Origin of the sequence: Bradyrhizobium icense (assembly GCF_001693385.1) — a bacterium.
GTDB classification, from domain to species: Bacteria; Pseudomonadota; Alphaproteobacteria; order Rhizobiales; family Xanthobacteraceae; genus Bradyrhizobium; species Bradyrhizobium icense.
Genome location: NZ_CP016428.1, coordinates 7,285,176 through 7,308,802 on the forward strand (window position 1 = coordinate 7,285,176; position 23,627 = coordinate 7,308,802).

General features: G+C 62.9%; 20 protein-coding genes, 1 tRNA gene and 1 pseudogene. 14 read left to right on the forward strand and 8 right to left on the reverse strand.

Going from position 1 to position 23,627, the window contains the following annotated elements:
* Positions 1 to 77: 77 nt before the first annotated feature.
* Positions 78 to 1,139, reverse strand: a complete 1,062-nt coding sequence (locus LMTR13_RS33820) for an amidohydrolase family protein (protein ID WP_065731529.1) — start codon at positions 1,137 to 1,139, stop codon at positions 78 to 80.
* 186 nt (positions 1,140 to 1,325) lie between these two features.
* Between LMTR13_RS33820 and LMTR13_RS33825 the strand changes: the two genes are divergently transcribed.
* The 4 genes from LMTR13_RS33825 to mdoH all read left to right on the forward strand — a co-directional run bounded on the left by LMTR13_RS33825 (position 1,326) and on the right by mdoH (position 7,374).
* Complete coding sequence (locus LMTR13_RS33825) at positions 1,326 to 3,074, forward strand: FAD-dependent oxidoreductase (RefSeq protein ID WP_418219734.1); 1,749 nt, start codon at positions 1,326 to 1,328, stop codon at positions 3,072 to 3,074.
* Between the two features lie 66 nt (positions 3,075 to 3,140).
* Positions 3,141 to 3,611, forward strand: a complete 471-nt coding sequence (locus tag LMTR13_RS33830; RefSeq protein WP_065731530.1) for a hypothetical protein — start codon at positions 3,141 to 3,143, stop codon at positions 3,609 to 3,611.
* A gap of 173 nt (positions 3,612 to 3,784) precedes the next feature.
* Entirely contained in the window at positions 3,785 to 5,242 is a 1,458-nt protein-coding gene (locus LMTR13_RS33835; protein WP_065731531.1) for a glucan biosynthesis protein G, read from the forward strand.
* Positions 5,230 to 7,374 (forward strand): glucans biosynthesis glucosyltransferase MdoH, encoded by a 2,145-nt coding sequence (mdoH, locus tag LMTR13_RS33840; RefSeq protein WP_065731532.1) that lies wholly within the window; start codon positions 5,230 to 5,232, stop codon positions 7,372 to 7,374. Before LMTR13_RS33835 ends, mdoH begins: the two co-directional genes overlap by 13 nt.
* A gap of 69 nt (positions 7,375 to 7,443) precedes the next feature.
* Here mdoH and LMTR13_RS33845 read toward each other — a convergent pair whose 3' ends face one another.
* The gene (locus tag LMTR13_RS33845; RefSeq protein ID WP_065731533.1) at positions 7,444 to 8,097 is read right to left on the reverse strand and encodes a glutathione S-transferase family protein; all 654 of its coding nucleotides are present in this window, start codon (positions 8,095 to 8,097) and stop codon (positions 7,444 to 7,446) included.
* Positions 8,098 to 8,419: 322 nt separating this feature from the next.
* Here LMTR13_RS33845 and LMTR13_RS33850 point away from each other — a divergent pair, with 322 nt between their 5' ends.
* Positions 8,420 to 10,186, forward strand: a complete 1,767-nt coding sequence (locus LMTR13_RS33850) for an adenylate/guanylate cyclase domain-containing protein (RefSeq protein ID WP_065731534.1) — start codon at positions 8,420 to 8,422, stop codon at positions 10,184 to 10,186.
* Between the two features lie 171 nt (positions 10,187 to 10,357).
* On the opposite strand, the gene LMTR13_RS33855 is transcribed toward LMTR13_RS33850, so the two are convergent.
* Together LMTR13_RS33855 and cpdR are read right to left on the reverse strand one after the other, a co-directional pair.
* A tRNA-Val gene (locus LMTR13_RS33855) sits at positions 10,358 to 10,432 on the reverse strand.
* Positions 10,433 to 10,566: 134 nt separating this feature from the next.
* Positions 10,567 to 10,926 carry a cell cycle two-component system response regulator CpdR gene (cpdR, locus tag LMTR13_RS33860; RefSeq protein WP_027539837.1) on the reverse strand — a complete coding sequence of 120 codons (360 nt, stop codon included), beginning with the start codon at positions 10,924 to 10,926 and terminating at the stop codon, positions 10,567 to 10,569.
* On the opposite strand from cpdR, the gene LMTR13_RS33865 reads away from it, so the two are divergent.
* The 4 genes from LMTR13_RS33865 to LMTR13_RS33880 all read left to right on the forward strand — a co-directional run bounded on the left by LMTR13_RS33865 (position 10,925) and on the right by LMTR13_RS33880 (position 14,611).
* Positions 10,925 to 11,260 (forward strand): hypothetical protein, encoded by a 336-nt coding sequence (locus LMTR13_RS33865; RefSeq protein WP_156795895.1) that lies wholly within the window; start codon positions 10,925 to 10,927, stop codon positions 11,258 to 11,260. The genes cpdR and LMTR13_RS33865 overlap by 2 nt on opposite strands.
* Positions 11,247 to 12,134, forward strand: coding sequence for an N-formylglutamate amidohydrolase (locus tag LMTR13_RS33870; RefSeq protein WP_065731536.1), 888 nt, complete (start codon positions 11,247 to 11,249; stop codon positions 12,132 to 12,134). The genes LMTR13_RS33865 and LMTR13_RS33870 overlap by 14 nt, the downstream gene beginning before the upstream one ends.
* Positions 12,135 to 12,703: 569 nt before the next feature.
* A complete protein-coding gene (gene hisN, locus LMTR13_RS33875; protein ID WP_065731537.1) occupies positions 12,704 to 13,483 on the forward strand; it encodes a histidinol-phosphatase in 780 nt (259 codons plus the stop codon).
* 159 nt (positions 13,484 to 13,642) lie between these two features.
* The gene (locus LMTR13_RS33880; RefSeq protein WP_065731538.1) at positions 13,643 to 14,611 is read left to right on the forward strand and encodes a Bug family tripartite tricarboxylate transporter substrate binding protein; all 969 of its coding nucleotides are present in this window, start codon (positions 13,643 to 13,645) and stop codon (positions 14,609 to 14,611) included.
* A 36-nt stretch (positions 14,612 to 14,647) separates the two neighbouring features.
* Here the strand turns inward: LMTR13_RS33880 and LMTR13_RS33885 are convergent, their stop codons facing one another.
* Complete coding sequence (locus LMTR13_RS33885; RefSeq protein ID WP_065731539.1) at positions 14,648 to 15,541, reverse strand: LysR substrate-binding domain-containing protein; 894 nt, start codon at positions 15,539 to 15,541, stop codon at positions 14,648 to 14,650.
* A 166-nt stretch (positions 15,542 to 15,707) separates the two neighbouring features.
* Here LMTR13_RS33885 and LMTR13_RS33890 point away from each other — a divergent pair, with 166 nt between their 5' ends.
* On the forward strand, positions 15,708 to 16,460 hold the full coding sequence (locus LMTR13_RS33890; RefSeq protein ID WP_065733193.1) for a sulfite exporter TauE/SafE family protein: 753 nt from the start codon (positions 15,708 to 15,710) through the stop codon (positions 16,458 to 16,460).
* Between the two features lie 4 nt (positions 16,461 to 16,464).
* Here LMTR13_RS33890 and LMTR13_RS33895 read toward each other — a convergent pair whose 3' ends face one another.
* Entirely contained in the window at positions 16,465 to 17,106 is a 642-nt protein-coding gene (locus tag LMTR13_RS33895; protein ID WP_065731540.1) for a LysE family translocator, read from the reverse strand.
* 188 nt (positions 17,107 to 17,294) lie between these two features.
* Between LMTR13_RS33895 and LMTR13_RS33900 the strand changes: the two genes are divergently transcribed.
* Together LMTR13_RS33900 and LMTR13_RS33905 are read left to right on the forward strand one after the other, a co-directional pair.
* On the forward strand, positions 17,295 to 19,106 hold the full coding sequence (locus LMTR13_RS33900) for an adenylate/guanylate cyclase domain-containing protein (protein WP_065731541.1): 1,812 nt from the start codon (positions 17,295 to 17,297) through the stop codon (positions 19,104 to 19,106).
* A gap of 151 nt (positions 19,107 to 19,257) precedes the next feature.
* Positions 19,258 to 19,890, forward strand: a pseudogene (locus LMTR13_RS33905) (di-heme-cytochrome C peroxidase); the annotation flags it as partial.
* A 128-nt stretch (positions 19,891 to 20,018) separates the two neighbouring features.
* Here LMTR13_RS33905 and LMTR13_RS33910 read toward each other — a convergent pair.
* Positions 20,019 to 20,966 carry an alpha/beta fold hydrolase gene (locus tag LMTR13_RS33910; protein WP_065731543.1) on the reverse strand — a complete coding sequence of 316 codons (948 nt, stop codon included), beginning with the start codon at positions 20,964 to 20,966 and terminating at the stop codon, positions 20,019 to 20,021.
* 234 nt (positions 20,967 to 21,200) lie between these two features.
* Between LMTR13_RS33910 and LMTR13_RS33915 the strand changes: the two genes are divergently transcribed.
* Positions 21,201 to 21,668, forward strand: coding sequence for an Hsp20 family protein (locus tag LMTR13_RS33915; RefSeq protein ID WP_065731544.1), 468 nt, complete (start codon positions 21,201 to 21,203; stop codon positions 21,666 to 21,668).
* Positions 21,669 to 22,043: 375 nt separating this feature from the next.
* Positions 22,044 to 22,817 (forward strand): alpha/beta fold hydrolase, encoded by a 774-nt coding sequence (locus LMTR13_RS33920; RefSeq protein ID WP_065731545.1) that lies wholly within the window; start codon positions 22,044 to 22,046, stop codon positions 22,815 to 22,817.
* An 83-nt stretch (positions 22,818 to 22,900) separates the two neighbouring features.
* Here LMTR13_RS33920 and LMTR13_RS33925 read toward each other — a convergent pair whose 3' ends face one another.
* The gene (locus tag LMTR13_RS33925; protein ID WP_065733194.1) at positions 22,901 to 23,611 is read right to left on the reverse strand and encodes a hypothetical protein; all 711 of its coding nucleotides are present in this window, start codon (positions 23,609 to 23,611) and stop codon (positions 22,901 to 22,903) included.
* Positions 23,612 to 23,627: the final 16 nt, after the last annotated feature.

The window sequence follows — 23,627 nt, forward strand, 5'->3', positions numbered from 1 at the left end:
ATCCTCCTTGCGTAGCTCTTTGTTTGAGCATGATCTTTTCGGAAAACCGGTGCCCACTTTTCCGGATCATGCTGTATTCACGCCGCGAGCTTCAGCCGCGGAAAGGTCTCCAGCGGATTGTCCGCGCACATGCGCGAGACAATGCTATCAGGCAGATGCGGCGGCATCGGATCGTCACCGTCGAACTGCCAGTGCGGATAGTCTGACGCAAACAGGAACATCTTGTCGGAACCGATCTGCTCGATGACATCGGCAACATCAGCGGCATCCGGCGGGCCGTCGAACGGCTGCATGGTGACGCGGACATGGTCGCGGATGATTGCGGCCGGCTCGCGCTCGACCCAGGGCACTTCGACGCGGACGCCGCGCCAGGTCTTGTTGGCGCGCCACATGAAGGCCGGCAGCCAGCTCACGCCGGACTCCATCAGCACGACCTTGAGATCGGGGAATTTTCCGAACACGCCTTCATAGATCAGGCTCAGGAGCTGGGCCTGAAATGCCTGCGCTTCGGCTAGATAATATTCGTAGCGATAGGACGGCCAGCCGATCGAGCTCGGCGCGGTGCGATAGGCGCTGCCGGCATGGATCGCAACCGGCAGCTTGTGTTTCGCAGCCGCCTGCCACACTGGCCAGTAATGCCGCCGTCCGAGCAACGTCTCGCCCTGCGCCAGCACCAGCACGGAGACGAAGCGGTTGTCGCTGGCTCTGCGCTCGATTTCCTCCACCGCGAGATCCGGCGCCTGCAGCGGTAACACGATCGATGCGCTCAGCCGCGGATCCTTCGAAAGCCATTCGGCGGCGATCCAGTCGTTGATCGCCTTGCAGAAACCGGCCGCCATGTAAGGATCGAACACCGCCTGTGCGCCATAGACCACGTTGCAGATCGCGTGGCTCGAACCAAGCTGGTCGAACGCACCGCGCTGCACCATCTCAAAATCGCTGCCCGGCTTGCCATTGGCCGGCCGCCAGTCGGCCCGGCCGGAGAACGGCATGTTGGGGGGATAGGAATTGAGGTCGAGGCCGTCGATCGCGCGACTGACGACCTGCTCTTTCCAATGATCGTCAAGATAAGGCAGCAGCGTGGTGCGGGTGCCGCCAACGGCGGGATGGATATCGCAGTCGATCCGCGTGGCCGCCATCAGGGTTCCTCGGGATTTCGTTTTGCCAGCGATCTTGGTGTCGCGATCGCAACTGTGCCGCCGATGTCAGAGCGGCGCAAGCGCTTTACCGGAGGGCCGCCCTGCCCTGGATGCACGGCGCGCGTTTCCCTTGTGGGAGAAGGGAAGAAGCGCCCGCGATTGACAGGTCAATCGATCCCAACCCAAATGTCGACCCCAAGAAACGAAAACGAGGCGGATCGCGTGACGGGCAACGAACAAGAGATTTACGAATGCGATGCGCTGGTGGTGGGCTCGGGATGCGCCGGCCTGTCGGCGGCCGTCACTGCCGGGCATCATGGGCTCAACGTTCTCATCGTCGAAAAAGAGCCGCGCTTCGGCGGCACCACCGCGCGCTCCGGCGGCTGGCTCTGGATTCCCGGCACGTCGCTGGCGAAAGCCTGGGGCATCGAGGAAAGCCCGGACCAAGCGCGGACCTATCTGCGCCACGAGGCCGGCAACAGTTTCGATGCCGCGCGCGTCGATGCGTTTCTCTCCGCCGGTCCGGAAGCGGTGGACTTTTTCACCAGCAAGACGGCCGTGCAGTTCGACATGCCGCTGACCTTTCCGGATTACCACGCCGAAGCCCCCGGCGGCGCACAGGGCGGCCGCTCAATGGTGACGCGGCCGTTCGATGGCCGCGAACTGGGCGAGCATATCAAGGATCTCGGCAATCCCCTCCCCGAGCTCACCGTGTTCGGCATGATGCTGGGCTCCGGCAAGGAGATCATCCATTTCATGCGGGCGACCAAATCGCTGACTTCGGCGGTCTACGTCGCAAAACGCCTGTCGAAGCATTTGATGGACGTGATGCGTCACGGCCGCGGCATGACCTTGACCAACGGCAATGCGCTGGCCGGACGTCTGGCCAAATCCGCGTTTGACCTGAAGATACCGCTGTGGCTGTCCTCGCCGGTGCATGAACTGATCGTCGAGCACGGCGCGGTGCGCGGCGCGATCGTCGAGCGCCACGGTAAGCTGGTGCGTATTATCGCCAGGCGCGGCGTGGTGCTCGCCTGCGGCGGCTTTCCCCATGATGCGGCGAGGCGCAAGACGATGTTTCCGCACGCGCCCACCGGCGCCGAACATTTTTCGCCGGGCCCCGTCGGCAACACCGGCGACGGATTGCGCCTGGCCGAGACCGCGGGCGGACGTATCGAAGACACGCTGCCGAACGCGGCAGCCTGGGTGCCGGTCTCTATCACCGAGCGCAAGGACGGCAGCAAGGGCGTGATGCCGCATTTCATCGATCGCGCCAAACCCGGCGTCATCGCGGTGATGCGCGACGGCAGGCGCTTTGCCAATGAAGGCAATTCCTATCATGACTTCGTGCAGGCGATGGTGAAGGCGGCAAAACCCGGTGAGGAGATCACCGCGTTCCTGCTGTGCGATCACCGCGCACTGCGGAAATACGGCCTCGGATGCGTTCCGCCGTTTCCGATGCCGCTTCGCCATCATCTCGCCACCGGCTACCTCAAGCGCGGCGCAACGCTGGCTGAACTGGCCGATAGAACCGGCATCGACCCAAGAGGACTCGAGGCGACGGTTGCCGAGTTCAACGGCTCGGCAGCGGAGGGGCGCGATCCCGCGTTTGGCAAGGGATCGCGCGCCTATAACCGCTACCAGGGCGATGCGCTGCACGGGCCGAACCCTTGCGTTGCGCCGATCAAGGACGGACCGTTCTATGCGATCAAGCTGGTGGTCGGCGATCTCGGCACCTATGCCGGCATCAAGACCGACCAGCACGCCCGCGCACTCGACGAACACGGCCAGCCGATCGCAGGCCTCTATGCCGCCGGCAACGACATGGCGAGCATCATGGGCGGCAACTATCCCGGCGCCGGCATAACTCTGGGCCCCGCGCTGACGTTCGGATACGTCGCGGGGAAGCATCTTGCGGGCACGACCACGTCCTAGAAATGTCCGGAGCTGGAACGAACCTCGATGGAATCGATTGTCTCGAATCGAACCGGAGATCGTTCCATGCCTGCGCCGCGCATTTCTGCCGCTCTCTTGGCCTTGGCGTTCGTTCCAACCCTCGCATTCGCCGGCGACACCGAGTGGCGGCGATACGTGATCGCGAGCACCGGGACCAGCGTCGACATGCCGGTCTCGATCTTCACCGTCGACGCCGGACCGCCGGAAGGTGGCACAGGAAGGCGCTTTTTCACCGACGACCGCCGCGCCGACCTGACGGTGCAGTCCGTTCCCAATCCCGACAACAATTCGCCCGCCACGTTCCTGGCCAAGATGCGGCCGCCTGCCGGCATCATCTACAAACGGATCACATCTGATTTCTTCGTTGTGTCCAGCATTCGCAAGGACCGGATCTGGTACAACCGCTGCAACCGCGGCAACGGCACCCTGGATTGCGTGCTGATCAATTATCCCGTCTCCGAAAAACGCCAGTGGGACGACGTGGTCACGCGGATAAGCCAAACGCTGCGAAGCTAGCGCGCGCTCGTGACCGGATCTTAGGCAATCGAGAAAAAACGGCAGCTCTATTTCGGCGCGGGGAACCGTCCCGTGTGCGCGGCGTTGCCGATGGTCCGCATCAGTAACCGCGAGGTTGTTTCGTGAATCGCAGGGATTTCCTCGCTGTTTCCGCATTACAATTGGCAACCGGCATGGCGCCCGGGCTTTTGCCCGCCGCCCATGCCCAGCCTGCGCCGTTCGATCGATCCATCGTCCGGCAAATGGCGCGCGACCTCGCAGGCAAACCCTACAAGGCGCCAAGCGAAAAGCTGCCCGACAATCTCGCAAATCTCAATTACGACCAGTATCGGGCGATCCGGTTCTTGCCGGACCGCGCGCTATGGCGCGGCGAAAAACTGCCCTTCGAGGCGCAGTTCTTCCATCGCGGATTCAACTACAAGAACCGCGTCGACATCTTCGAGGTGAAGAACGGCCAGGCGTCGATCATCCCCTACCAGCCCGACCTGTTTTCGTTCGGCGATCTGGCGCCGCCCGGCCCTGCGGTCGATCTCGGCTTTGCCGGCTTTCGGCTTCATGCGCCGATCAACAAGCCCGACTATTATGACGAGGTCTGCGTCTTTCTCGGCGCAAGTTATTTCCGCGCATTAGCCAAAGGGCAACTCTTCGGCCTTTCGGCACGCGGCCTGTCGATCAACACCGGCGAAGCCAAGGGCGAGGAGTTTCCATTCTTCAAGACGTTCTGGCTCGAGAAGCCGTCGGCCGACGCCAATTCCATCGTCGTGCATGCGCTGCTCGACAGCGAGAGCGCGGCAGCAGCCTATCGTTTCACCATCCGCCCGGGCGACACCACTGTGTTCGATGTTGAAATGGCGATCTATCCGCGTGTCGATCTGACTCATGCCGGCCTTGCGCCGATGACCAGCATGTTCTTCTTTGGGCCGAACGACCGCAAGGACGTCGAAGACTTCCGTCCGTCGGTCCATGATTCAGACGGCCTGGCGGTTTTCAACGGCCGCGGCGAGGAGCTTTGGCGGCCGCTGCACAATCCGCGCGACCTTCAGGTCTCTTCGTTTGCCGACCTCAATCCGCGCGGCTTCGGCCTGATGCAGCGTCAGAAGGATTTTGCCGCCTACCAGGACCTGGAATCGAATTTCGAGCGCCGGCCGAGCCTGTGGGCGGAGCCGATCGGCAATTGGGGCGAAGGCGAAGTGAAGCTGCTCGAAATCCCGACCAAGGAAGAGATTCACGATAACATCGCCGTGTTCTGGCGCCCCAAAACGGCGTTGCCGGCCAAAGGCGAGCACACCTACACCTACCGTTTGCACTGGGGGCCGGATAATCCAAAGTCGACATCACTGGCGCGATTTACCCGAACCGGCATCGGCACACGAGGCGACAACGCTACGCTCTTCGTGCTCGACGTGACTGGCGAGAAGCTGAAGTCGGTCGATCCGAAAAGCCTGCGCGGTGTCGTGACGGCTGAGAAGGCGAAGATCCAGAACATCGTTACCCAGCCGAACCCGGCGACAGGCGGCTGGCGATTGAGCTTCGAGTTGTTGAAGGAAAAGACCCCGGTCGAACTCCGCGCATCGCTCGTGCAGAACGAGGAGGCGGTATCGGAGGTCTGGGTTTATCGATGGACACCTTAGCGAATACCCGCGGCTCGCGAGCAGCCCGCGCTATTCCATTGAGCGAATTTCTCCCGCCGGAATCGCCGATGGAGATGGCAGCCCAGCCGTTGCGGCGATTCGAGCCACCACCTGCCCCGCGCTTTGCGTCGATGTGGGCTCGGCGTGCATTCATCCTGGCCGGCACCGCCGCCCTGACGTCAGCGGCCTGCTACGAGATGTACCGGGTTCTTCAGGTCGGCGGTGTCACGATCCTGGAGTCGATCATCCTTGTGCTTTTCGTGCTGCTGTTCGCATGGATCGCCTTCTCCTTCATGTCCTCCCTTGCCGGCTTCGCCATGCTGCTGACGCGAAAGAAGAACGAACTCGGCATCGATCCGGCTGCGCCTCTGCCGGCGACCCAAAGCCGGACCGCGATGCTGCTGCCGACCTACAACGAAGACCCTTACCGCGTGCTGGCGCGATTGCGGGCGATCTATGAATCGGTCGAGGAGACCGGGCACGGCTCTGCATTCGACTGGTTTGTTCTCAGCGACACCACCGACCCCGCGATCTGGATCGCCGAGGAGAAATGCTTTCTGCAGCTTCGGCGGGACGTCGGCAGTGCCGCTGCGATTTTCTACCGCCACCGCCCCGAAAACATCGCGCGCAAGTCCGGCAATATCGAGGAGTGGGTCAGGCGGTTCGGCTCCGGCTACGAGTGCATGCTGATTCTGGATGCCGACAGTTTGATGACCGGCGACACCGTCGTTCGCTTGGCCGCAGCCATGGGCGAGCATCCGAAGGTGGCGCTGATCCAGACGCTGCCGATTGTCGTCAATGCGCGATCCCTGTTCGCGCGATGGCAACAATTCGCTGGCCGCCTGTACGGTCCAATGCTGGCCGCGGGGATCGCATGGTGGCACGGCTCGGAAGGCAATTACTGGGGACACAACGCCATCATCCGCGTGCGCGCCTTTGCGCAATATGCCGGCCTTCCCGAACTCAGGGGCCGCAAGCCGTTCGGCGGACATATTCTCAGCCACGACTTCATCGAGGCGGCGATGATGCGGCGGGGCGGCTGGGCCATTCACATGGCGCCGGCGCTTCGAGGCAGCTACGAGGAATGCCCGCCGTCACTGTCGGATTTTGCCGCCCGCGACCGGCGATGGTGCCAGGGTAACCTGCAGCATCTGGCGTTGCTTCCCGCGCGCGGCTTTCACTGGGTTTCGCGACTTCATCTGCTGACCGGAATTGGATCGTATCTCACCGCGCCGCTCTGGCTGATTTTTCTGACGTTCGGAATCCTGGTGTCGCTGCAGGCGCAATTCGTCCGGCCCGAGTATTTTCCAAAGGGATACTCGCTGTTTCCGACCTGGCCGGCGCAGGATCCGATCCTGGCGGCGTGGGTGTTCGTCGGCACGATGGGCATGCTGATTCTGCCAAAACTGCTCGCCTTCATCGTGCTTCTCACCGATCGCGACACGCGAAGGAAGTTCGGCGGCGGCTTTCGGGTGCTGGCCGGCATCGTCACCGAGACGATCCTATCGGGCCTGACCGCACCCGTTATGATGGTCTTTCAATCCTCCGCCGTTGCGGAAATCCTGCTTGGGCGCGACGCAGGATGGCAGGTTCAGCGCCGCGACGACGGCGTGGTCTCGCGCCGGGACACCGTCAACACCTATGCAGTACCGACATCGTTTGGGGTCATCATGGCCGTGAGCGCCTACGCGGTGTCGCTGCCGCTATTGCTCTGGATGATGCCGGTGATCCTCGGCTTGTTGCTTTCTATCCCGCTTGCCATGCTGTCGTCATCGGCCGGCTCGAGCGGTACGCCGCGATTGTTCAAGACCCCGGAGCAGACCGCGCCGCCGCTCGTACTGGCGAGGGCCAACGAGCTGGCCAACGCACCGCATTCGCCACTTTCCTGTCCACTGCACGAGCTGCACCGCAACGCGGATTTGCGCGAGGTGCATCTGAACAACCTGTCCGGCCAACGGCCACGAAACCGCGGCGACGTCGATCCGCATCTCGCGATCGCGCGCGCCAAGATCGAAGATGCTGAAAGTTTCGAAGAGGCGGCTGGGTATCTGAACCAGCGCGAGAAGTTCGCGGTGCTCAATGCGCCTGCAACCCTCACCCCGTTGCTGGCACTGCCCCGCCATCGGACTTGAAGCCAGAGTCAGGACTCATAAACTGAACGAAAAACTCGGATGACGACTTCGAGCCCAGTACGGACCTCATCAGCCGGTCGGCGGCTTGCCGGTGTTAACCGCCAATTGAGCGGCGAAAGCCCGTTTGTAGGCAGGCCGCGTTTCACCGCGGACGAGGTAGGCTGCCAGGTTTGGGTATTCGTCCAGAATGCCCGATGATTTCAGCCTGAGCAGCACCGACACCATCATCAGATCGCCCGCACTGAACGCACCATCGAGCCAGTCGGTATCGCCCAGGCGTGCGGAAAGTTGATTCAGCCGGTTGCGAACGCGATCCTCGACCAAAGGCAAGCGCTCGTCATGCCAGGGCTTGTCACCCTCCAGAAGCCTGGCGGCTTCAAGTTCAAGGATCGGCGGCTCCACCGTGTTGACCGCGGCAAACATCCAAGTGATCGCGCGCGCCCGGGCATTGGCGTCATCCGGCAAAAGGCCCGCATGGCGCTGGGCGATATGGAGGATGATCGCCCCTGTCTCGAACAGGGCGAGATCGCCTTCCTCGTAAGTCGGAATCTGACCGAAAGGATGAAGCGCCAGATGCGCGGGTTCCTTCATCGCGCGAAACGAAACAAGGCGAACCTCGTAGGGTTGGCCCACTTCCTCAAGCGCCCAGCGAACGCGCGTATCACGCGCCAGTCCCCTGCCGCCATCGGGTGACCGTTCAAAGGCGGTAATGGTGATGGTCATCGTGAGGCTCCTCCTTGGCCAAAATCATCGGCTGCGGTGCGGGCAAGCTGTCGAGGCAAGCTCACCGAGATTGAAGACGATCTCGTTCCGTGTCCGGTTTGTCCGCACAGCAGAGACCTTTGCAAGCCCAGATTCCATCTTCAGCGCTATCTGCATTCCGGCAACCGTTGTCTTTTGGCTCGGTCAACGAGTCCTGCCCCTGGCTGAAATTTGCGTCAGGTCAACCGCAACCTGAACTAAACGTGGTCGGACCTGATCGCCCGGAGCGCAATCTTGGCCCGCGCGGCAAATCTGCTAGACTGCCTATCGGCGAGACAAAAAAATGCAAGCGCCCGGACCCGAGCGGAGACTCGCTGCGGTCCTCGCCACCGACATGGTCGGCTACAGCCGGCTGATGGAGGTCGACGAGGCGGGGACACTTGCGCGTCTCAAGACCCATCGGCTCGAGTTGATCGATCCCTCGATTGCCAAGAACCGCGGCCGCATCATCAAAACCACCGGCGACGGCATGCTGGTGGAATTCCACAGCGTCGTTGACGCGGTATCGTGCGCCGCCGAAATCCAGCGCCGGATGGCGCGGCGCAATGCCGACGTATCGCCGGCGCGGTGGATCCAGTTCCGCATCGGCATCAATCTGGGCGACATCCTCATCGAGGAGAACGACATTTTCGGCGATGGCGTCAACGTCGCGGCGCGCCTCGAGGTGCTCGCCGAGCCGGGCGGCATCTGCGTCTCGGGCGCGGTGCGCGATCAGGTCGGCGACCGGCTCGATGACATCGCCTTTGAGGATCTCGGCAAGCAGAACCTCAAGAATATCACCCGCCCGATCCACGTCTTTCGGGTGCGCCTGGAGCGAGATGCAACCGAGGCGCCCGTGAGCGGCAAGGACAGCGCGGCAACAGCAACCACGACCAGGAAACCGTCGATCGCCGTGCTGCCGCTGGTCAACATGAGCGGCGATCCGGAGCAGGAATTCTTCGCCGACGGCCTCACCGAGGACATCATCACCGAACTGTCGCGCTTCCGCGACCTTCTCGTCATCTCGCGCAACTCGACCTTCGTGCACAAGGGCAAAGCCGTAAAGATGCAGGAGGTCGCGCGCGAGCTCGACGTCGAGTACGTGCTCGAGGGCAGCGTGCGCAAGGTCGGCGATCGCGTCCGCGTCACCGTGCAGCTGATCGACGCGCAAACCGACCGGCATGTCTGGGCCGAACGCTATGACCGGAAGCTCGAGGATATCTTCGCCATTCAGGACGAAGTGACCGGCGCAATCGTTGCCACGCTTCCCGGCCGCGTCGAGGCCGCCACGCAGGAACGGGCGAAGCGCAAGCGGCCGGACAACATGGCGGCGTATGAGTGCGTGCTCGCCGCCAAGGTCCTCCACCACCGCTCGCGGCGCGAGGACAATGCGCAGGCGCAGATCCTGCTCGACCGCGCCATCGCGCTCGATCCGAATTATGCGCACGCCCATGCCTGGAAGGCGTGCGTGCTGGGCCAGACCTGGGTCTATGGATGGTGCGAAGATCGCGACGTCACCTTCCAGCACGTGGCCGCCGCGTTGCAGATCGCGCTGGCGCTCGATGACAATGACAGCGACGTTCACCGCATCCTGGCCGCGGTGAACCTGACGCGCGACGATCACGACAGAGCCGCCTATCATCAGGAGCGGGCGCTCGCACTCAATCCCAACTACGATCTGGTGGTGGTGCAGCAGGGCGAGTTTCTGACCTGGCTGGGGCGGCCGGAAGAAGGGATCGACTGGATCAGGAAGGCGATGCGCCTCAACCCCTTCCACCCCGAGCGCTTCTGGAACCACCTCGGTCGCGCGTATTACTGCGCGGAGAAATTTGCCGAAGCCGCCGAGGCCTTCGCGCGGATCACGCGCCCGGACTTCACCCATCATGCCTTCCTTGCCGCCATCTTCGCGCAGATGGGCGACGCCGTTGCGGCCAGCGCACATGCCGCAGAGGTCATCAAGCTAGAGCCGGGTTTCTCGGTGGCCGGCTATCTCGCCACCCAGCACTACAAGCACGAGGCCGACCGGGCGCGTCATGAGGCAGGGCTGCTAAAGGCGGGGTTACCGGCGTGAGATTGGCTGGATCAGATCGCGGTGGATGAAGTTTTGATGCTGCCGGCCCGTAGTTCGCGACCGAGAGCCCGGCTTCGCCCTTCGGGCTATACGTCGCGGCAGCCTTCGCTTGCTTCGCTACGATAGGACTGAGTATGGCTTGCCGAGCCGTAGCTTGCGAAGCAAGAAGGCTGGTGGGCGCGACAGGGATCGAACCTGTGACCCCTACCATGTCAAGGTAGTGCTCTCCCGCTGAGCTACGCGCCCCAGAATGGGATGATCTGTCATCCCGCTCCAGCCTTGTTCGTATTGGGTGGGGTCCGTATATCGGCTCCAAAGCGCCCGGGCAAGGATGCTCGGGACTAATTTCTGGTGCCTTTTCGAACGAAATAGCCGCCGAATCAGGCCGCCAGCATCTTGTTCACTTCGCTGACCAATTCGCGCAGGTGAACGGGCTTGGCCAGCACCTTGGCGTTCTTGGGCGCCTCCGAATCGGAATTCAGGGCGACGGCGGCAAAACCGGTGATGAACATGATCTTGATATCGGGGTCGAGTTCCGAGGCGCGCCGCGCCAACTCGATGCCGTCCATTTCGGGCATCACGATATCGGTCAGCAGCATCTCGAACGGCTCCTCGCGCAGCCGCTGATAGGCCGACATGCCGTTATCGTGGGGCGAGACCTGAAACCCGGCGTTTTCCAGCGCCTTGACCAGGAAGCGTCGCATGTCGTTGTCGTCTTCGGCGAGGAGGATCTTGTGCATGGCGGTCAGTCGTCGAACCCGGCTTGGAGGATCATTGCACCCACTAAGCCCGACAGAGGGTAAATTTCGGGTGAAAGGTAACGGCGTCTTGGCGGCGGCGGGCGACGCTATTTTGGTAGCGGCGCGCATCAAGGTCGATCAACGCGGCGCTTTTCAGGCGTTTGCGACACCTTCCAGAAGAACAGCGGCTTTTTTCGCTTGGCAGAATGATTACGATTACGGACAATGCATCCTTACAATACCCTGCCCTTCCGGCAGAATCGGTCGCATGATCGGCCAGTCGAAGGGAAATGCGGACATTCAAGGGACGGCGCCCGACGATGACCCAGTTTGATGGCGAACTGTCGCCTCCCTTCGAGATCGTGGAGCCAGCTAGCTGGCGGGCGCCGATCATCTTCAACTCGCCCCACTCCGGCTCGGTCTACCCGTCCGAATTCCTCAACGCCTCCCGGATCGACCTCGCCGCGCTGCGCCGATCCGAGGATTCGTTCATGGACGAATTGATCGGTGGTCTGAGCGACCAGGGCTTTCCGACGGTGCGGGTCAATTTCCCCCGCTCCTATGTCGACGTGAACCGCGAGCCCTATGAACTCGATCCACGGATGTTCACCGGCCGCCTGCCAAGCTTCGCCAATACCCGCTCGATGCGGGTCGCCGGCGGTCTCGGCACCATCCCGCGCGTGGTCGGCGATGGGCAGGAAATCTATCGCGAGCGGCTTTCCGTCGATGACGCGCTGGGGCGGATCGAGGCGCTCTACAAGCCGTATCACCGCGCGCTGCGACGGCTGATCAACAAGGCCCACCAGGCGTTCGGGACCGTGATCCTGGTCGATTGCCACTCGATGCCGTCAGTCGGCGTGTCCAGAGACGAACCGCGGCGACCCGATATCGTGATCGGCGACCGCTACGGCACCAGTTGCGCGAGCCTCTTGCCCGATGTCGTCGAGCAAATCATGAGCGAGCTCGGCTATTCGACCGGCCGCAACAAGCCCTATGCCGGCGGATTCATCACCGAGCATTACGGCAACCCGGCGAGCGGGCTGCACACCGTGCAGCTCGAACTCAACCGCGCGATCTACATGGATGAGCGGCGCAGGGAGCGCAGCCCGCGCTTCGCACAGGTGGTTGCCGATTTCGCCGCGCTGGCTGATGCGCTGGCACAAGTGCCGCTCGGTGATCTCGGCCCGTTCCAGGCGGCGGCGGAGTAAAAGTCAGACTTATCATTCCGGGATGGTCCGAAAGGACCAGACCCGGAATCTCGAGATTCTCAGGTGCGCAATTGCGCACCATAGTTCGCTTCGCGCCCCGGAATGACTCCGACACCAAAAGAAAAAAGGGCCGCTTGAATGAACAAGCGGCCCAAGTCTAGGGAGGAAACGCCCAAGGAGGGCAGCGATAGCGCGAGGCGCTACCGCACCGCAACAATATGCGGCCGCGCTGCACAAAACGCAAGGGTTTTCCGATCTCTTCCGGCGCAAACCGGGTCAGTCTGGCGAATCGGCAACACTGCCGCGGCAAGCTATTTACTATAGTAATATCAATACCTTGTAGAATAGACTTAGCCAGTTCCGTGCCTGCTGCAGTGCTGGTATGCCAAAACTCGCGACTTCGTGATGGCCGGGCTAACCAAAAATCCACGCCTGAAACGAAGCCTTTTCGAAAGCCGATTCGAAAGTCCGCTCGCAAGACGAATGGGAATAACGTGCCGTTGGCGGTGCGCGGCAGCCCGGATTGGGCTAGGCAAGAGACGGCATTTCTATTGCGGTAAGGGACAGCCGTGACGGTCATCGATTTTACAGCGTTTATCGGGCGCCTTGCTACCGCTTCGGGCGAGACCATCCTGCCGTTCTTCCGAACCTCACTCTCGATCGACAACAAGAGCGCCAGCGACTTCGATCCGGTCACCGAGGCCGACCGCGCCGCCGAAGCCGTCATGCGCCGCCTGATCAAAGCGAATTTTCCCCAGCACGGCATCGTCGGCGAGGAATTCGGCAACGAGCGCGAGGACGCCGACTATGTCTGGGTGCTCGATCCCATCGACGGCACCAAATCCTTCATCGCGGGATTTCCGATCTGGGGCACCCTGATCGCGCTGCTGCACAAGGGCACGCCGGTGTTCGGCATGATGCACCAGCCCTATATCGGCGAGCGCTTTTCCGGCGATAGCGGCTCGGCACACTATTCCGGGCCATCGGGCGAACGCCGGCTGACAGTACGCCGCTGCGCGTCGCTGAAGGAGGCGACCTCCTTCACCACCAGTCCATTGCTGATGAACGCCGCCGACCGCGAGATCTTCGGCCGAGTCGAAAATTCAGTGAAGCTGTCGCGCTACGGTGGCGACTGCTATTCCTACTGCATGCTGGCGGCCGGCCATCTTGACCTCGTCGTCGAGACCGAACTCAAGCCCTACGACATCGCGGCATTGATCCCGATCGTCACCGGCGCCGGCGGCGTCGTCACCAATTGGGAGGGCGGGCCCGCCCAGAGCGGCGGCCGCATCGTCGCCGCCGGCGACGCCCGTGTGCACGAAGCCACGCTGAAGCTACTGAACAGCTAGAGACGGCCACACCAAGCGTTCGGTAAGATGCGCGCGTACCGACGAACTGCTGCCTTGATAGTGGTTTGCTCCCGGTGCAATCGCGGGATCTTGCATCGAGCAGTTCATCGCGTACGATGCCCCGAACACGCACGTTAGATGCGGGATCGGGGAGCACTCATGGGACCGCTGAGCAAGCTGCTTGCCGGACTGACGCTGTTATTGTTGCCGGCGCTAGCCTCGGCGCAGGATTTCCCGAACAAACCGATCAAGCTGATCGTGCCGTTCCCGGCCGGCGGCCCCAACGACATCATTGCGCGGCTGGTCGGCCAGCGCATGTCGGAAATCACAAAGCAGCCGGTCGTGATCGACAATCGCGGCGGCCAGGGCGGCGTGCTCGGCACCGATGCGGTCGCAAAGGCAGCGCCTGACGGCTACACGATCGGAATCGTGAGTGCGAGTTCGCTGGTCATCAATCCGACGATGGAGAAGGTGCCCTACGACGTCTCGAAGGACTTCGCGCCGGTTACGCTGGTGACGACGGTGCCGGAGATGCTGGTCGTCGCAAGCAACGTTGCCGCCAAAAACATGAGTGAGCTCGTTGCACTAGCCAAGGCCCAGCCCGGTAAACTCAATTTCGCATCCGCCGGCGTCGGCGGCCTACCCCATCTCGCCGGCGAACTGCTCAAGCTGACGGCGGGAATCGACATCGTACACGTGCCGTATCGGGGCGCTGCGCCCGCGATCAACGATCTGCTCGGACAGCAGGTGCAGATGGCGTTCCTCGACCTGCCGGTGCTGCTGCCGCATATCAAGGCGGGCAGCCTGCGCCCGATTGCCCTTGGCGCGCCGAAACGTGCGCCCACCTCACCTGACGTGCCGACCACCGCGGAGGTCGGCATGCCGGATCTCCTGATCGAAAACTGGTACGGCATGATCGCGCCGGCCGGAACACCCGAGGCGATTGTCGCCACCCTGAACCGCGTCGCCAACGAGGCGATGAACGATCCGCAGGTGAAGCAGAAGCTTGCAGATCAGGGCCTGACGGTTGCCGGCAACACGCCGGGGCATTTTCGCGACTACATCGGAACCGAGGCCCAAAAGTGGGCGCGCGTCATCAAGGCTGCCGGCCTCGCCACCGGCAAGTAACGCCGGACTTCCCCATACTTTCAGCATTCGCTTTCCTCAACGTGGAGCAGATTTGCGGAGGTGCTCGGCCAATTGCTGTGCGGGCTTGGGCAGCGCCCGAAAGCTCCGCGCGCAGATCACGAGCCGCCGGTTGGCCCAGGAATCCCTGATCCTGATGACATTGATCTTCATTGATCGCGCGCATCGCTTTGCCGCGACTTCAGGCATCACCCCAATCCCGATGCCGGCGGCGACCATCTGGCCAATCGCATCGAAACTGTTCAGCCGCGCGCGAAAGCGCATCCGCGCGCCGAGACGCGCCGCATGTCCGCTGACATGGGCATGCAGCGCGATCGAGCTGATCAGGCCGACGAAATCGCGCTCCACCACTTCGCTGAAATCGACCTGCCGCCGATTAGCCAGTTCGTCGTCCCGCGCGGCGACCAGCACCAGCCGATCTTCGCTGAACGGCATCCGCTCGATATTGTCTGCGAGCGCGTGTTCGGCGGCAAGCCCGAGATCGGCGGCACCGATGACGATGGCGCGGGCGATGTCGCTGCTTTCGCGTTCCTCGACATCGATCGAAATGTGAGGATGTGCCGCCAGAAAGGCAGCCAAAGTTTTCGGCAGATACTCCGAAAGCCCCGAGGTGTTGGCGAGGAAGCGGACGGTGGCCTTCATGCCGCGGGCAAAGTCGGCGAGATCGCCGCGCATCGCCTCCACATTGTGGAGCACGACTCTGGCATGATCGAGCAGGCTTTCGCCGGCCGGCGTCAGTTCGACGCCGCGACGGCCGCGATTCAGCAGCGAAACGCCGAGCGCATCCTCCAGCCCCTTGATCCGCTCGCTCGCCGACGCCAGCGCGAGATGGACCCGCTGCGCGCCATTGGTGATGCTGCGGGTCTCGGCCACGGCGACGAAGAGCTGAAGATCGACCAGATCGAAACGCATGGGGAATTTCCTAACCCTCATGGTGAGGAGCGACGAAGGCGCGTCTCCGGACGACGCTAGGCATCGCCGGGTGAGGACGTGCGCTGCGCAGCCTTCGCCTTAGCCGAAGGCTATCTCCGTATTCTCCAGATTGTGCCCGATGCGCCGATGGGTCAAGGTCCGCCCCATGTTCGATTCCTTGCTCATTCTCATCGCCGCGGCGTTCCTGCTGGCCGGCTTCATCAAGGGCGTGATCGGGCTCGGCCTGCCGACGGTATCGATGGGCCTGCTCGCGGTGACGATGCCGCCGGCGCAAGCGATTGCGATCGTCATCGTGCCGGCGATCGTCACCAATATCTGGCAGACCTTCGGCGGCCCGTATTTGCGCGACATCATGCGGCGGCTGTGGCCACTGATGGCCGGCACGGTCGCCGGCATCTGGCTGAACGCGGGATTGTTGACCGGCCCGTACGCGCCCTATGGCACCGTCATTCTCGGCACGCTGCTGGTGATCTACGCCATCCTCGGTCTCAGCAAGCTCCACTTCAAGGTTGCGCGCCGCAACGAGAAATGGGTCGGCGGTATCGTCGGGCTGATCACCGGCGTGGTGTCGGCCGCGACCGGCGTTCAGGTGATTCCGTCGATGCCTTATCTGCAGGCGATCGGCATGGAGAAGGACGAACTGGTGCAGGCGCTCGGCGTGTTCTTTACCGTCGCCACGGTGGCGCTCGCCTTCAATCTCACCACCGCGGGTTTGATGACGGCGGCGACTGCGCTACCCGGCGCAGTCGCGATGGTGGCGTCCTTTGCCGGCATGTTCATCGGACAGGCGGTGCGGAATCGTATGCAGCCGGACGTATTCCGCCGCTGGTTCCTGATCGCCATGATCTTGCTCGGCCTCTATCTCGCCGGCAGCGCCTTCGTGAAAATCCACGGCTGAAGCATCAGCGCGCCTCCAGCATCGCAACGCGGATGCCGAGATAGACGAACAGCCCGCCGAGCACGCGGTTGATCCATGCCATCGCGCCGGCCGATTGCCGGATGCGCCGGGCCGCCCTTGCGGCGAAGGCCGCAATCCCGAGGCACCATAGCGTGCCGGTGAAGATGAAAATCAGGCCCAGCGTCAGGAAGGCAAGGGTCTTGTGGCCTGAGTCCCCCGCCACGAATTGCGGCAGGAAGGCCAGGAAGAACAGCGCCACTTTCGGATTGAGCACGTTGGTCAGCGCGCCTTGCCAGAACACACGGGCAAGCGAGGTCTCGGCGGCTGCCGCCGACTCCACCAGCGGGCGCGGGCGCGAGAGTAGCATCTGGACGCCGGTAAACAGGAGATAGGCCGCGCCGACCCATTTCAGGACCGCGAAGGCCGTCGACGATGCCATCAATAGCGCGGACAAGCCGATGGCGGCCCCGAACACATGGACCAGACAGCCGCAGCAGACACCGGTCGCCGCCGCCGCCCCGCCGCGCCATCCGAACTGGATGCTGCGGCCAATAATGTAGGCCGTATCCGGCCCCGGGGTGATATTGAGCAGCAGTCCTGAGAGGATGAACAGCCAGAGTTGGTGAATGCCGAGCGTCTCTGTCATCGTTTGACGGTTCCCTTGGGCGCCCCTCGGACTTATTGCACATGCCAATCCCTGAGGGATTGCAGTACTATCATGAGCAAATCAGGCTTCCACCAGATTGCGCATATTTTATAAACATTGGAATTGGTTGGCCAACCGCGTAGTGGTTATCCTGCCCATTCCGGCGCCGTTGGGGATATAGTGGGGAAATGGAAAGACGCTTGGCAGCCATCGTCTGCGCTGACGTCGCCGGCTACTCCCGAATGATGGGGGCCGACGAGGCGGGGACGCACGCCACGTTCAAGGCCCATCGGAGCGCGATCTATCCGATCATCCTCAATCATGGCGGCCGTCTGGTGAAGAACACCGGCGACGGCTTCCTTCTGGAGTTTCCCTCTATCGTCGGCGCCATAGAGGCCGCGGTCGCGATGCAGATCGTGATGGCGGAGCGCAACGAGCACCTGCCCGCCGACCGCGCCATGCAGTTTCGCATGGGCATCCACATGGGCGACGTGATGGCCGACGAGGACGAGGTGTTCGGCGATGACGTCAACATCGCGGTCCGCCTCGAATCGGTTGCCGCTCCCGGCGGCGTGGCGGTTTCGGGCAAGGCCTGTCATGAGGCCGGCAAGCGCCTCAGCGTCACGTTCGTCGATGCCGGTCCTTACCGGTTCAAGAACATCGAGGAGCCGATCCATGTCTGGACCTGGCAGCCCGGGGGTGCCGGCAGCGGCCCGGCCCGTAAAGCCGCGTCCGAGACATCGGCCACGAACCTGCCCGCCCAATATCGCACCGCGATCGTGGGCGTGCTCCCATTCGCGAATTTGAGCGAGAGCGCGGACGAGTATTTTTCCGACGGGCTGACCGAGGACCTGATCCACGCGCTTTCGCTGCAATCGTTCTACCGGGTGCTGAGCCGGAATTCGACGTTCTCGTTCAAAGGCAAGAACGTGAGCACGCGCCTGATCGCGCGCGAGATCGACGCCACCTACCTGATCCAGGGCTCGGTGCGCCGCGCCGTCAACAAGATCCGCGTCACCGCCGAATTGATCGCCCCTGAAACCGGCGAGCAGTTATGGACCGGCCGTTTCGACCGCGACATGGGCGATCTGTTCGCGATGCAGGACGAGCTCACCACCAGCCTGTCGGCGGCGATCGCGGCCGAAATCTACCGGGCGGAGGCCTCCGCCCCGCCCCGCTCCTCGTCGAACGACATCACGGCCTGGGATCGATTCCTCAAGGGGCTGTCGCACTATTACCTGCAGACCAAGACGGATTTCGAGATCGCGATCGGGTTGTTCAAGGAAGCCATCGCGCTCGACCCGACGCTATCGATCGCTCGTGCCTATCTCGCCACCATCCAGACCCAGGCCATCCATTTCGGGTGGATCAAGGGCACGCGCGAAGTGTGGGATACCGCGATGAGCCTTGCGGAGAGCAGCGTCCGGCTCGATCCGCGTTCGTCCTTTGCGTTTCAGATTCTCGCCTATCTGCATGCGCTGGAAGGACACTACGAGGCAGCGATGGATGCCGCCAAGCGGGCGGTCGGGCTCAACCCCTACGACATGGGCGCCCGAGGCGTGCTCGGCGCGTGTCATCTCTACAACGGCGAACATCGGGCCGCCGTCGAATTGTTCACGATGGCAGCGCAGCGCGGCAACAGCGATCCCCGATACCAATTTGCGGCGTTCAACGCATTCAGCCACTATCTTCTCGGTCAATACGATGCCTCGCTGTCATGGGCCCGCGAGGCTCTGTACGCCAATCCCAATCATCTGCAGGCGCTTGCGGTACGGCCGGCGGCGCTCGCCCAGTTGGGACGAACCGCGGAAGCGGCCAACGCTACCGAGGTCCTGCTCGGCAACTATCCGACACTGACCGTCGAGCGATTTTTGCGGAATTTCAACTGGAAGGTCCCGGCCGACATCGCTCATTTCCGCGACGGACTTTTGAAGGCCGGCATCCCCTTCAGCAAATTGACGCTCGTCGATTCCTCACCAAGGCTCGCTGCAGATTCCTGAGCGTGTGTAAGCCGGTCGATTGACACGGCGTCGTATTCCGAAGACTTTGGCCTACAGCCTGAAGTAGCGAACCACTTCCTTTTCAGATCGTCATCCGCCTCGCATTGAAGGCGGACCGTTTCCATACTTTGCGCCTTTGAGGATTGAAGCCATGTCGGATAGCCCCATTGGACAGATTCCCGTTTCGCCCAACAATCCCTGCCCCTTCCTGCGCGCCTTGGTCGTCAACGGCTATGTCGGCGGCCACGTCGTGCCGCTCTCGCAACTGTCAGAAATGATCGCGCTCGCAAGCGGCGAAACGGGCTCGGAGCAAAACAAGGTGCGGCGGAAAGCCTGGATGGTCGCCGTTATTGCCAACGGCCTCGGGCCGCTGAGCGTATTCAAGAGCGCGACGTCCGGCGCCGTGCTCGACGAGCTGCGCAACGGCCCGCTCGACAAGCATGGCGGCGGTTCGCGCATTCTCGATGCCGACGCGAAGGTCCATGAAGAGGAGATCGACCGGCTCGCCACCTTCGGCAAGGACTGCAAGGATCCTGCAGGGGGCATCGAGTTGGGGCTGACGGCGAAGGAGATCGAAACCTTCATGGCAGCCAATATCAAGCGCGACGGCGACGCGGCGCGCTGGTACTACCCGATCCTGATGAAGGGCGAATGGCCGGTCCTGCTGAAAATCCTCGGCAAGGGCGAGGGCGAAGCGCGTTACCTCAGCGTCGCCGAGGTCAGGACGCTGTTCGTGGAGCAGCGATTGCCGGAACGAATTACCTCACGATTGCCGAAGCCGGCCTAATCACGAACACCCTTGTCATACGCGGGCTTGACCCGGGTATCCATCGTCCGCGCCAGCGGACAACACGATTGATTCGAAGCAGGATGGATTGCCGGGTCAAGCCCGGCAATGACAGCGGGTGCGCGTCACTTGAACAGCGGCGTCCCCGGCACGAAGGCGTCGAATGCCGCCCAGAATTGCGCGCGGTAGCGGTCCTGTTCCTGCAGGATCTCGTGCTTGGAGCCTGCGATCACCAGATGCGAGCCGGCGCGTAAGTGATAGGCGAACTCCTCGATCGCCGCCGTTGAAACGATGGTGTCGTTGCTGGCGGCCAGCATCAGGATCGGCTGGCGGATTTCCGACGGGTAGTTCATGCCGCGGAAAGTGTGCATCGCCCGGAACGCGGTATCGGCCCAGGCCACCGTCGGCGAGCCGATGCCGAGCGTCGGGTCCTCTTCCAGGATCGCGGCGTTGCGGGCATAGCGCACGGGATCGCTGGTGAATGGGTTGTTGATGAAGGATTCCGTTCCGGTCAGCGCGTCGCTGCCGCCGGGCACGTAGCGGCCGCCCTGCCCCATCAGCCGCATGATCCGAAGCAGCGCCCGCGTCGGAAACGACGTCGTGCGCCCCGGCAGGTCGATCATCGGCGCCGACAGCACCATGCGGTCGAACCAGCGTTTTCCCGCGTGCGCCACCCGCAGCATGACCGCACCGCCCATCGAATGCGCCAGCGCGAAGTAGGGCGGCGGGCAATCCGGCAGCACCACCTGTTGCACGAAGGTTTCGACGTCCACTTCGAAATCGGAGAAGTCGCGGACATAGCCCTTGCGCGGGTCGCGCAGGCGGCGCGAGGAATGCCCCTGCCCGCGCCAGTCGATCATCGCCACCGCAAATCCGCGATCGCGCAAATCGCGCACCGTCTCGAAATATTTCTCGATCTGCTCGCTGCGCCCGGTGAAGACGCAGACGGTACCTTTGCGTCCGGCCGGCGGCGCCCAGCGCGCAAACCTAAGTTCCGCGCCATCGGGCGTCTTGATGGTGCCCGAGACGACGTCCTCCGGAACCGGATTGGCGGGAATCGAGACGAGCGTCATGACGGGAACCGGCTAGGTGGAAAGGGCTGGAAATCAAGGCTGGAGCGCAAAAAAGGGCCTGTTTCGCCCCTCTTGAACGCCGTTTCACCCCTCCCATATCACTTCTGTGCAGGCCGCTACCAGTGTTTCGGAACCAAAACCAAGGCTTCCCAAGAACCTGAGGCTGCACGGGACTACAGCCCGGCCCGATGGCGGGCGGGTAATTGCAACAGTCGCTCAATGGAGGACTACCCTATGCGCACCTACGATCTTACCCCGTTTTATCGTTCCACCGTCGGCTTCGACCGCTTCTTCAACCTGCTCGACCAGGTGACCTCAGACGGCAGCCCCGGTTATCCGCCCTACAATATCGAGCGCACCGGTGAGAACGCCTACCGCATCAGCGTTGCGGTATCCGGCTTCTCGCAGGGCGAGCTTTCGATCGTCGCGAAGGAAAACACGCTGACGATCAAGGGCGAGAAAACCGCCAACGAGAACGGCAAGGACAAATCCGAAGTGCTCTACCGCGGCATCGCCGCACGCGCCTTCGAGCGCGTCTTCCAGCTCGCCGATTTCGTGCAGGTGAAGAACGCCTCGCTCGAGAACGGCCTGCTCCACGTCGATCTCGTCCGCGAAATCCCCGAGGCCAAGAAGCCGCGCAGCATCCCGATCAATTCGGGCGCGCAGACCCCGCAGGTGGTCGACGCTTCGGTTGCCGCGTAACACGGTAAGTTCAGCCGGTATTGGCTGAATGCGAAAACGCCCCGGGAAGCCGGGGCGTTTTTTTATCTCCATCGCCCACCTGCGCCTTCAGAACTCAGGGTGTGGCCCTCAACCGGCCTTGACCGGCTGTCTCAGGATCGTCTTGAGTTTTTCGGGCGGGCACCTTGCGCGCATCGCTCAGGTAGATCTCAGTGATGCGGAGCTGCGAAAGTCACTCACTGCGCGGGCATGATTGACCCGGCGTTTCTTTGCGCAATCCTGGCCTGCATTCTTGCACACCCTCAGGTGCATCACGTCGACGTGACAACCGTAACGATGCCGTTGCTCCCATCGAAATCCCCAACGAGCCGGGACAACCAGATACGGAGCAGATCGATGAAAACTTTACGAACACTGACAGTCGTTGCCGCCCTTCTTGCCGGATCGCTCGGCGCGCAGACGGCGCCGGCGCTCGCCGCCGCACCGGTCAAGGTCAAGAACGTGGTGCTGGTGCACGGCGCCTGGGCCGACGGATCGAGCTGGTCGGAAGTCATTCCGCGCCTGCAGGCGGCGGGCCTTCACGTGACCGCGGTCCAGAATCCGCTGACCTCGCTGGAAGATTCCGTGGCCGCAACGCGCCGCGCGCTGGCGCAGCAGGACGGTCCGACCATCCTGGTGGCGCACTCCTGGGGCGGAACGGTCATCAGCGAAGTCGGCACCGACCCGAAAGTCACGGGGCTGGTCTATATCGCAGCCCGCGCCCCCGATGCAGGCGAGGATTTCGTCGCACTCTCACAGAAATTTCCAACGGGGCCGGCGCGGGCCGGCGTTCAGGAGCATGACGGCTTCACCAAACTGTCCGAGGACGCATTCCTGAAATATTTCGCCAACGGCGTCGACCGCAAGACGGCGGAAGTGCTCTACGCCGTGCAGGAGCCGACCGCTTCTTCCCTGTTCACCGGCCGCACCACCGCTGCCGCCTGGCACAGCAAGCCAAGCTGGTACGCAGTCTCGAAGCAGGACTACACCATCAATCCCGACCTCGAGCGGTTTCTCGCGAAGCGGATGAATGCCACGACGATCGAGCTCGACGCCGGCCACCTGTCGCTGGTCTCGCAGCCCGACAAGGTCGCCGGCCTGATCCTGGCCGCCGCCGGACAGCACGAATAGCGCATCGCAATGAAAAACGCCCCGGGAAAACCGGGGCGTCTTGTATTGCTGTCGTCCCTGCGAACGCAGGGTCGACGATAGAGTTACTCCAGGCCCTGCACCTGCGGCATATCCTGCGTCGGCGCAATTTGCGGGGCGGGCTTGGCCGGGACCGAACCCGTCACGCTCGGCGAAGCTGCAGCCTGAACCTCGGTCGGCTTCGGCACGGGTGCTGCAGCCCGCTGGACCGGCGCCGGCGCAGGTTTGGCGGCGATCGGGCTGGCCTTTGGCATCGGCACCGCGCGGCTCGCCACCTGCGAGGCCGGCCGCGGCGGCCGCGGCGCGGCCTGGGCATGGACCGGCGCATGGGCCTGCGGCGCCGGAGCCACAGAGGGCCCATGGAGAGCACCTTGGTCTTCGTAATAATTTTCGCCCATGCGGTAGGACGGCACGAAGCGGATGATCCGGCCGTTGCGTGCGTCGATCACCAGCCGGCCGTCCTCGCCGCCGCGGTCGAGCACCGCAATCGTGTAAACGAAGCCGCGGAGCCTCGGGATGCCGAGCGGGGAAAATCCATTGTCGCGCAGCACCGAATAGACTTCCGTCGACGGCAACAAGCCGGGGCCGTATCCGTATTGCGGTCCGGGTGCGTAGCGTGGAGCGGGTACGTACTGCGGCTCGGGAACCGGGGGCGGCGCCACCGCATAGGGCGCATCGAAATCGGATACCGCCCGGTAAGGCCCGGGCACCTGCGCCTGCGCGCCGCCCGCAAGAAGGACCAGTCCCGCCGCCAAAGATCCCGTGAACAACTTCATTGTCGAAAGCTCCTGT

Bases quoted from the DNA above. Each gene is read 5' to 3' on its own strand.
- LMTR13_RS33820 (WP_065731529.1), bottom strand. From the start codon at position 1,139: ATGGCGGCCACGCGGATCGACTGCGATATCCATCCCGCCGTTGGCGGC.
- LMTR13_RS33825 (WP_418219734.1), top strand. From the start codon at position 1,326: ATGTCGACCCCAAGAAACGAAAACGAGGCGGATCGCGTGACGGGCAAC.
- LMTR13_RS33830 (WP_065731530.1), top strand. From the start codon at position 3,141: ATGCCTGCGCCGCGCATTTCTGCCGCTCTCTTGGCCTTGGCGTTCGTT.
- LMTR13_RS33835 (WP_065731531.1), top strand. From the start codon at position 3,785: ATGGCGCCCGGGCTTTTGCCCGCCGCCCATGCCCAGCCTGCGCCGTTC.
- mdoH (WP_065731532.1), top strand. From the start codon at position 5,230: ATGGACACCTTAGCGAATACCCGCGGCTCGCGAGCAGCCCGCGCTATT.
- LMTR13_RS33845 (WP_065731533.1), bottom strand. From the start codon at position 8,097: ATGACCATCACCATTACCGCCTTTGAACGGTCACCCGATGGCGGCAGG.
- LMTR13_RS33850 (WP_065731534.1), top strand. From the start codon at position 8,420: ATGCAAGCGCCCGGACCCGAGCGGAGACTCGCTGCGGTCCTCGCCACC.
- LMTR13_RS33865 (WP_156795895.1), top strand. From the start codon at position 10,925: ATGGCGGTCAGTCGTCGAACCCGGCTTGGAGGATCATTGCACCCACTA.
- cpdR (WP_027539837.1), bottom strand. From the start codon at position 10,926: ATGCACAAGATCCTCCTCGCCGAAGACGACAACGACATGCGACGCTTC.
- LMTR13_RS33870 (WP_065731536.1), top strand. From the start codon at position 11,247: ATGACCCAGTTTGATGGCGAACTGTCGCCTCCCTTCGAGATCGTGGAG.
- LMTR13_RS33880 (WP_065731538.1), top strand. From the start codon at position 13,643: ATGGGACCGCTGAGCAAGCTGCTTGCCGGACTGACGCTGTTATTGTTG.
- LMTR13_RS33885 (WP_065731539.1), bottom strand. From the start codon at position 15,541: ATGCGTTTCGATCTGGTCGATCTTCAGCTCTTCGTCGCCGTGGCCGAG.
- LMTR13_RS33890 (WP_065733193.1), top strand. From the start codon at position 15,708: ATGTTCGATTCCTTGCTCATTCTCATCGCCGCGGCGTTCCTGCTGGCC.
- LMTR13_RS33895 (WP_065731540.1), bottom strand. From the start codon at position 17,106: ATGACAGAGACGCTCGGCATTCACCAACTCTGGCTGTTCATCCTCTCA.
- LMTR13_RS33900 (WP_065731541.1), top strand. From the start codon at position 17,295: ATGGAAAGACGCTTGGCAGCCATCGTCTGCGCTGACGTCGCCGGCTAC.
- LMTR13_RS33910 (WP_065731543.1), bottom strand. From the start codon at position 20,966: ATGACGCTCGTCTCGATTCCCGCCAATCCGGTTCCGGAGGACGTCGTC.
- LMTR13_RS33915 (WP_065731544.1), top strand. From the start codon at position 21,201: ATGCGCACCTACGATCTTACCCCGTTTTATCGTTCCACCGTCGGCTTC.
- LMTR13_RS33920 (WP_065731545.1), top strand. From the start codon at position 22,044: ATGAAAACTTTACGAACACTGACAGTCGTTGCCGCCCTTCTTGCCGGA.
- LMTR13_RS33925 (WP_065733194.1), bottom strand. From the start codon at position 23,611: ATGAAGTTGTTCACGGGATCTTTGGCGGCGGGACTGGTCCTTCTTGCG.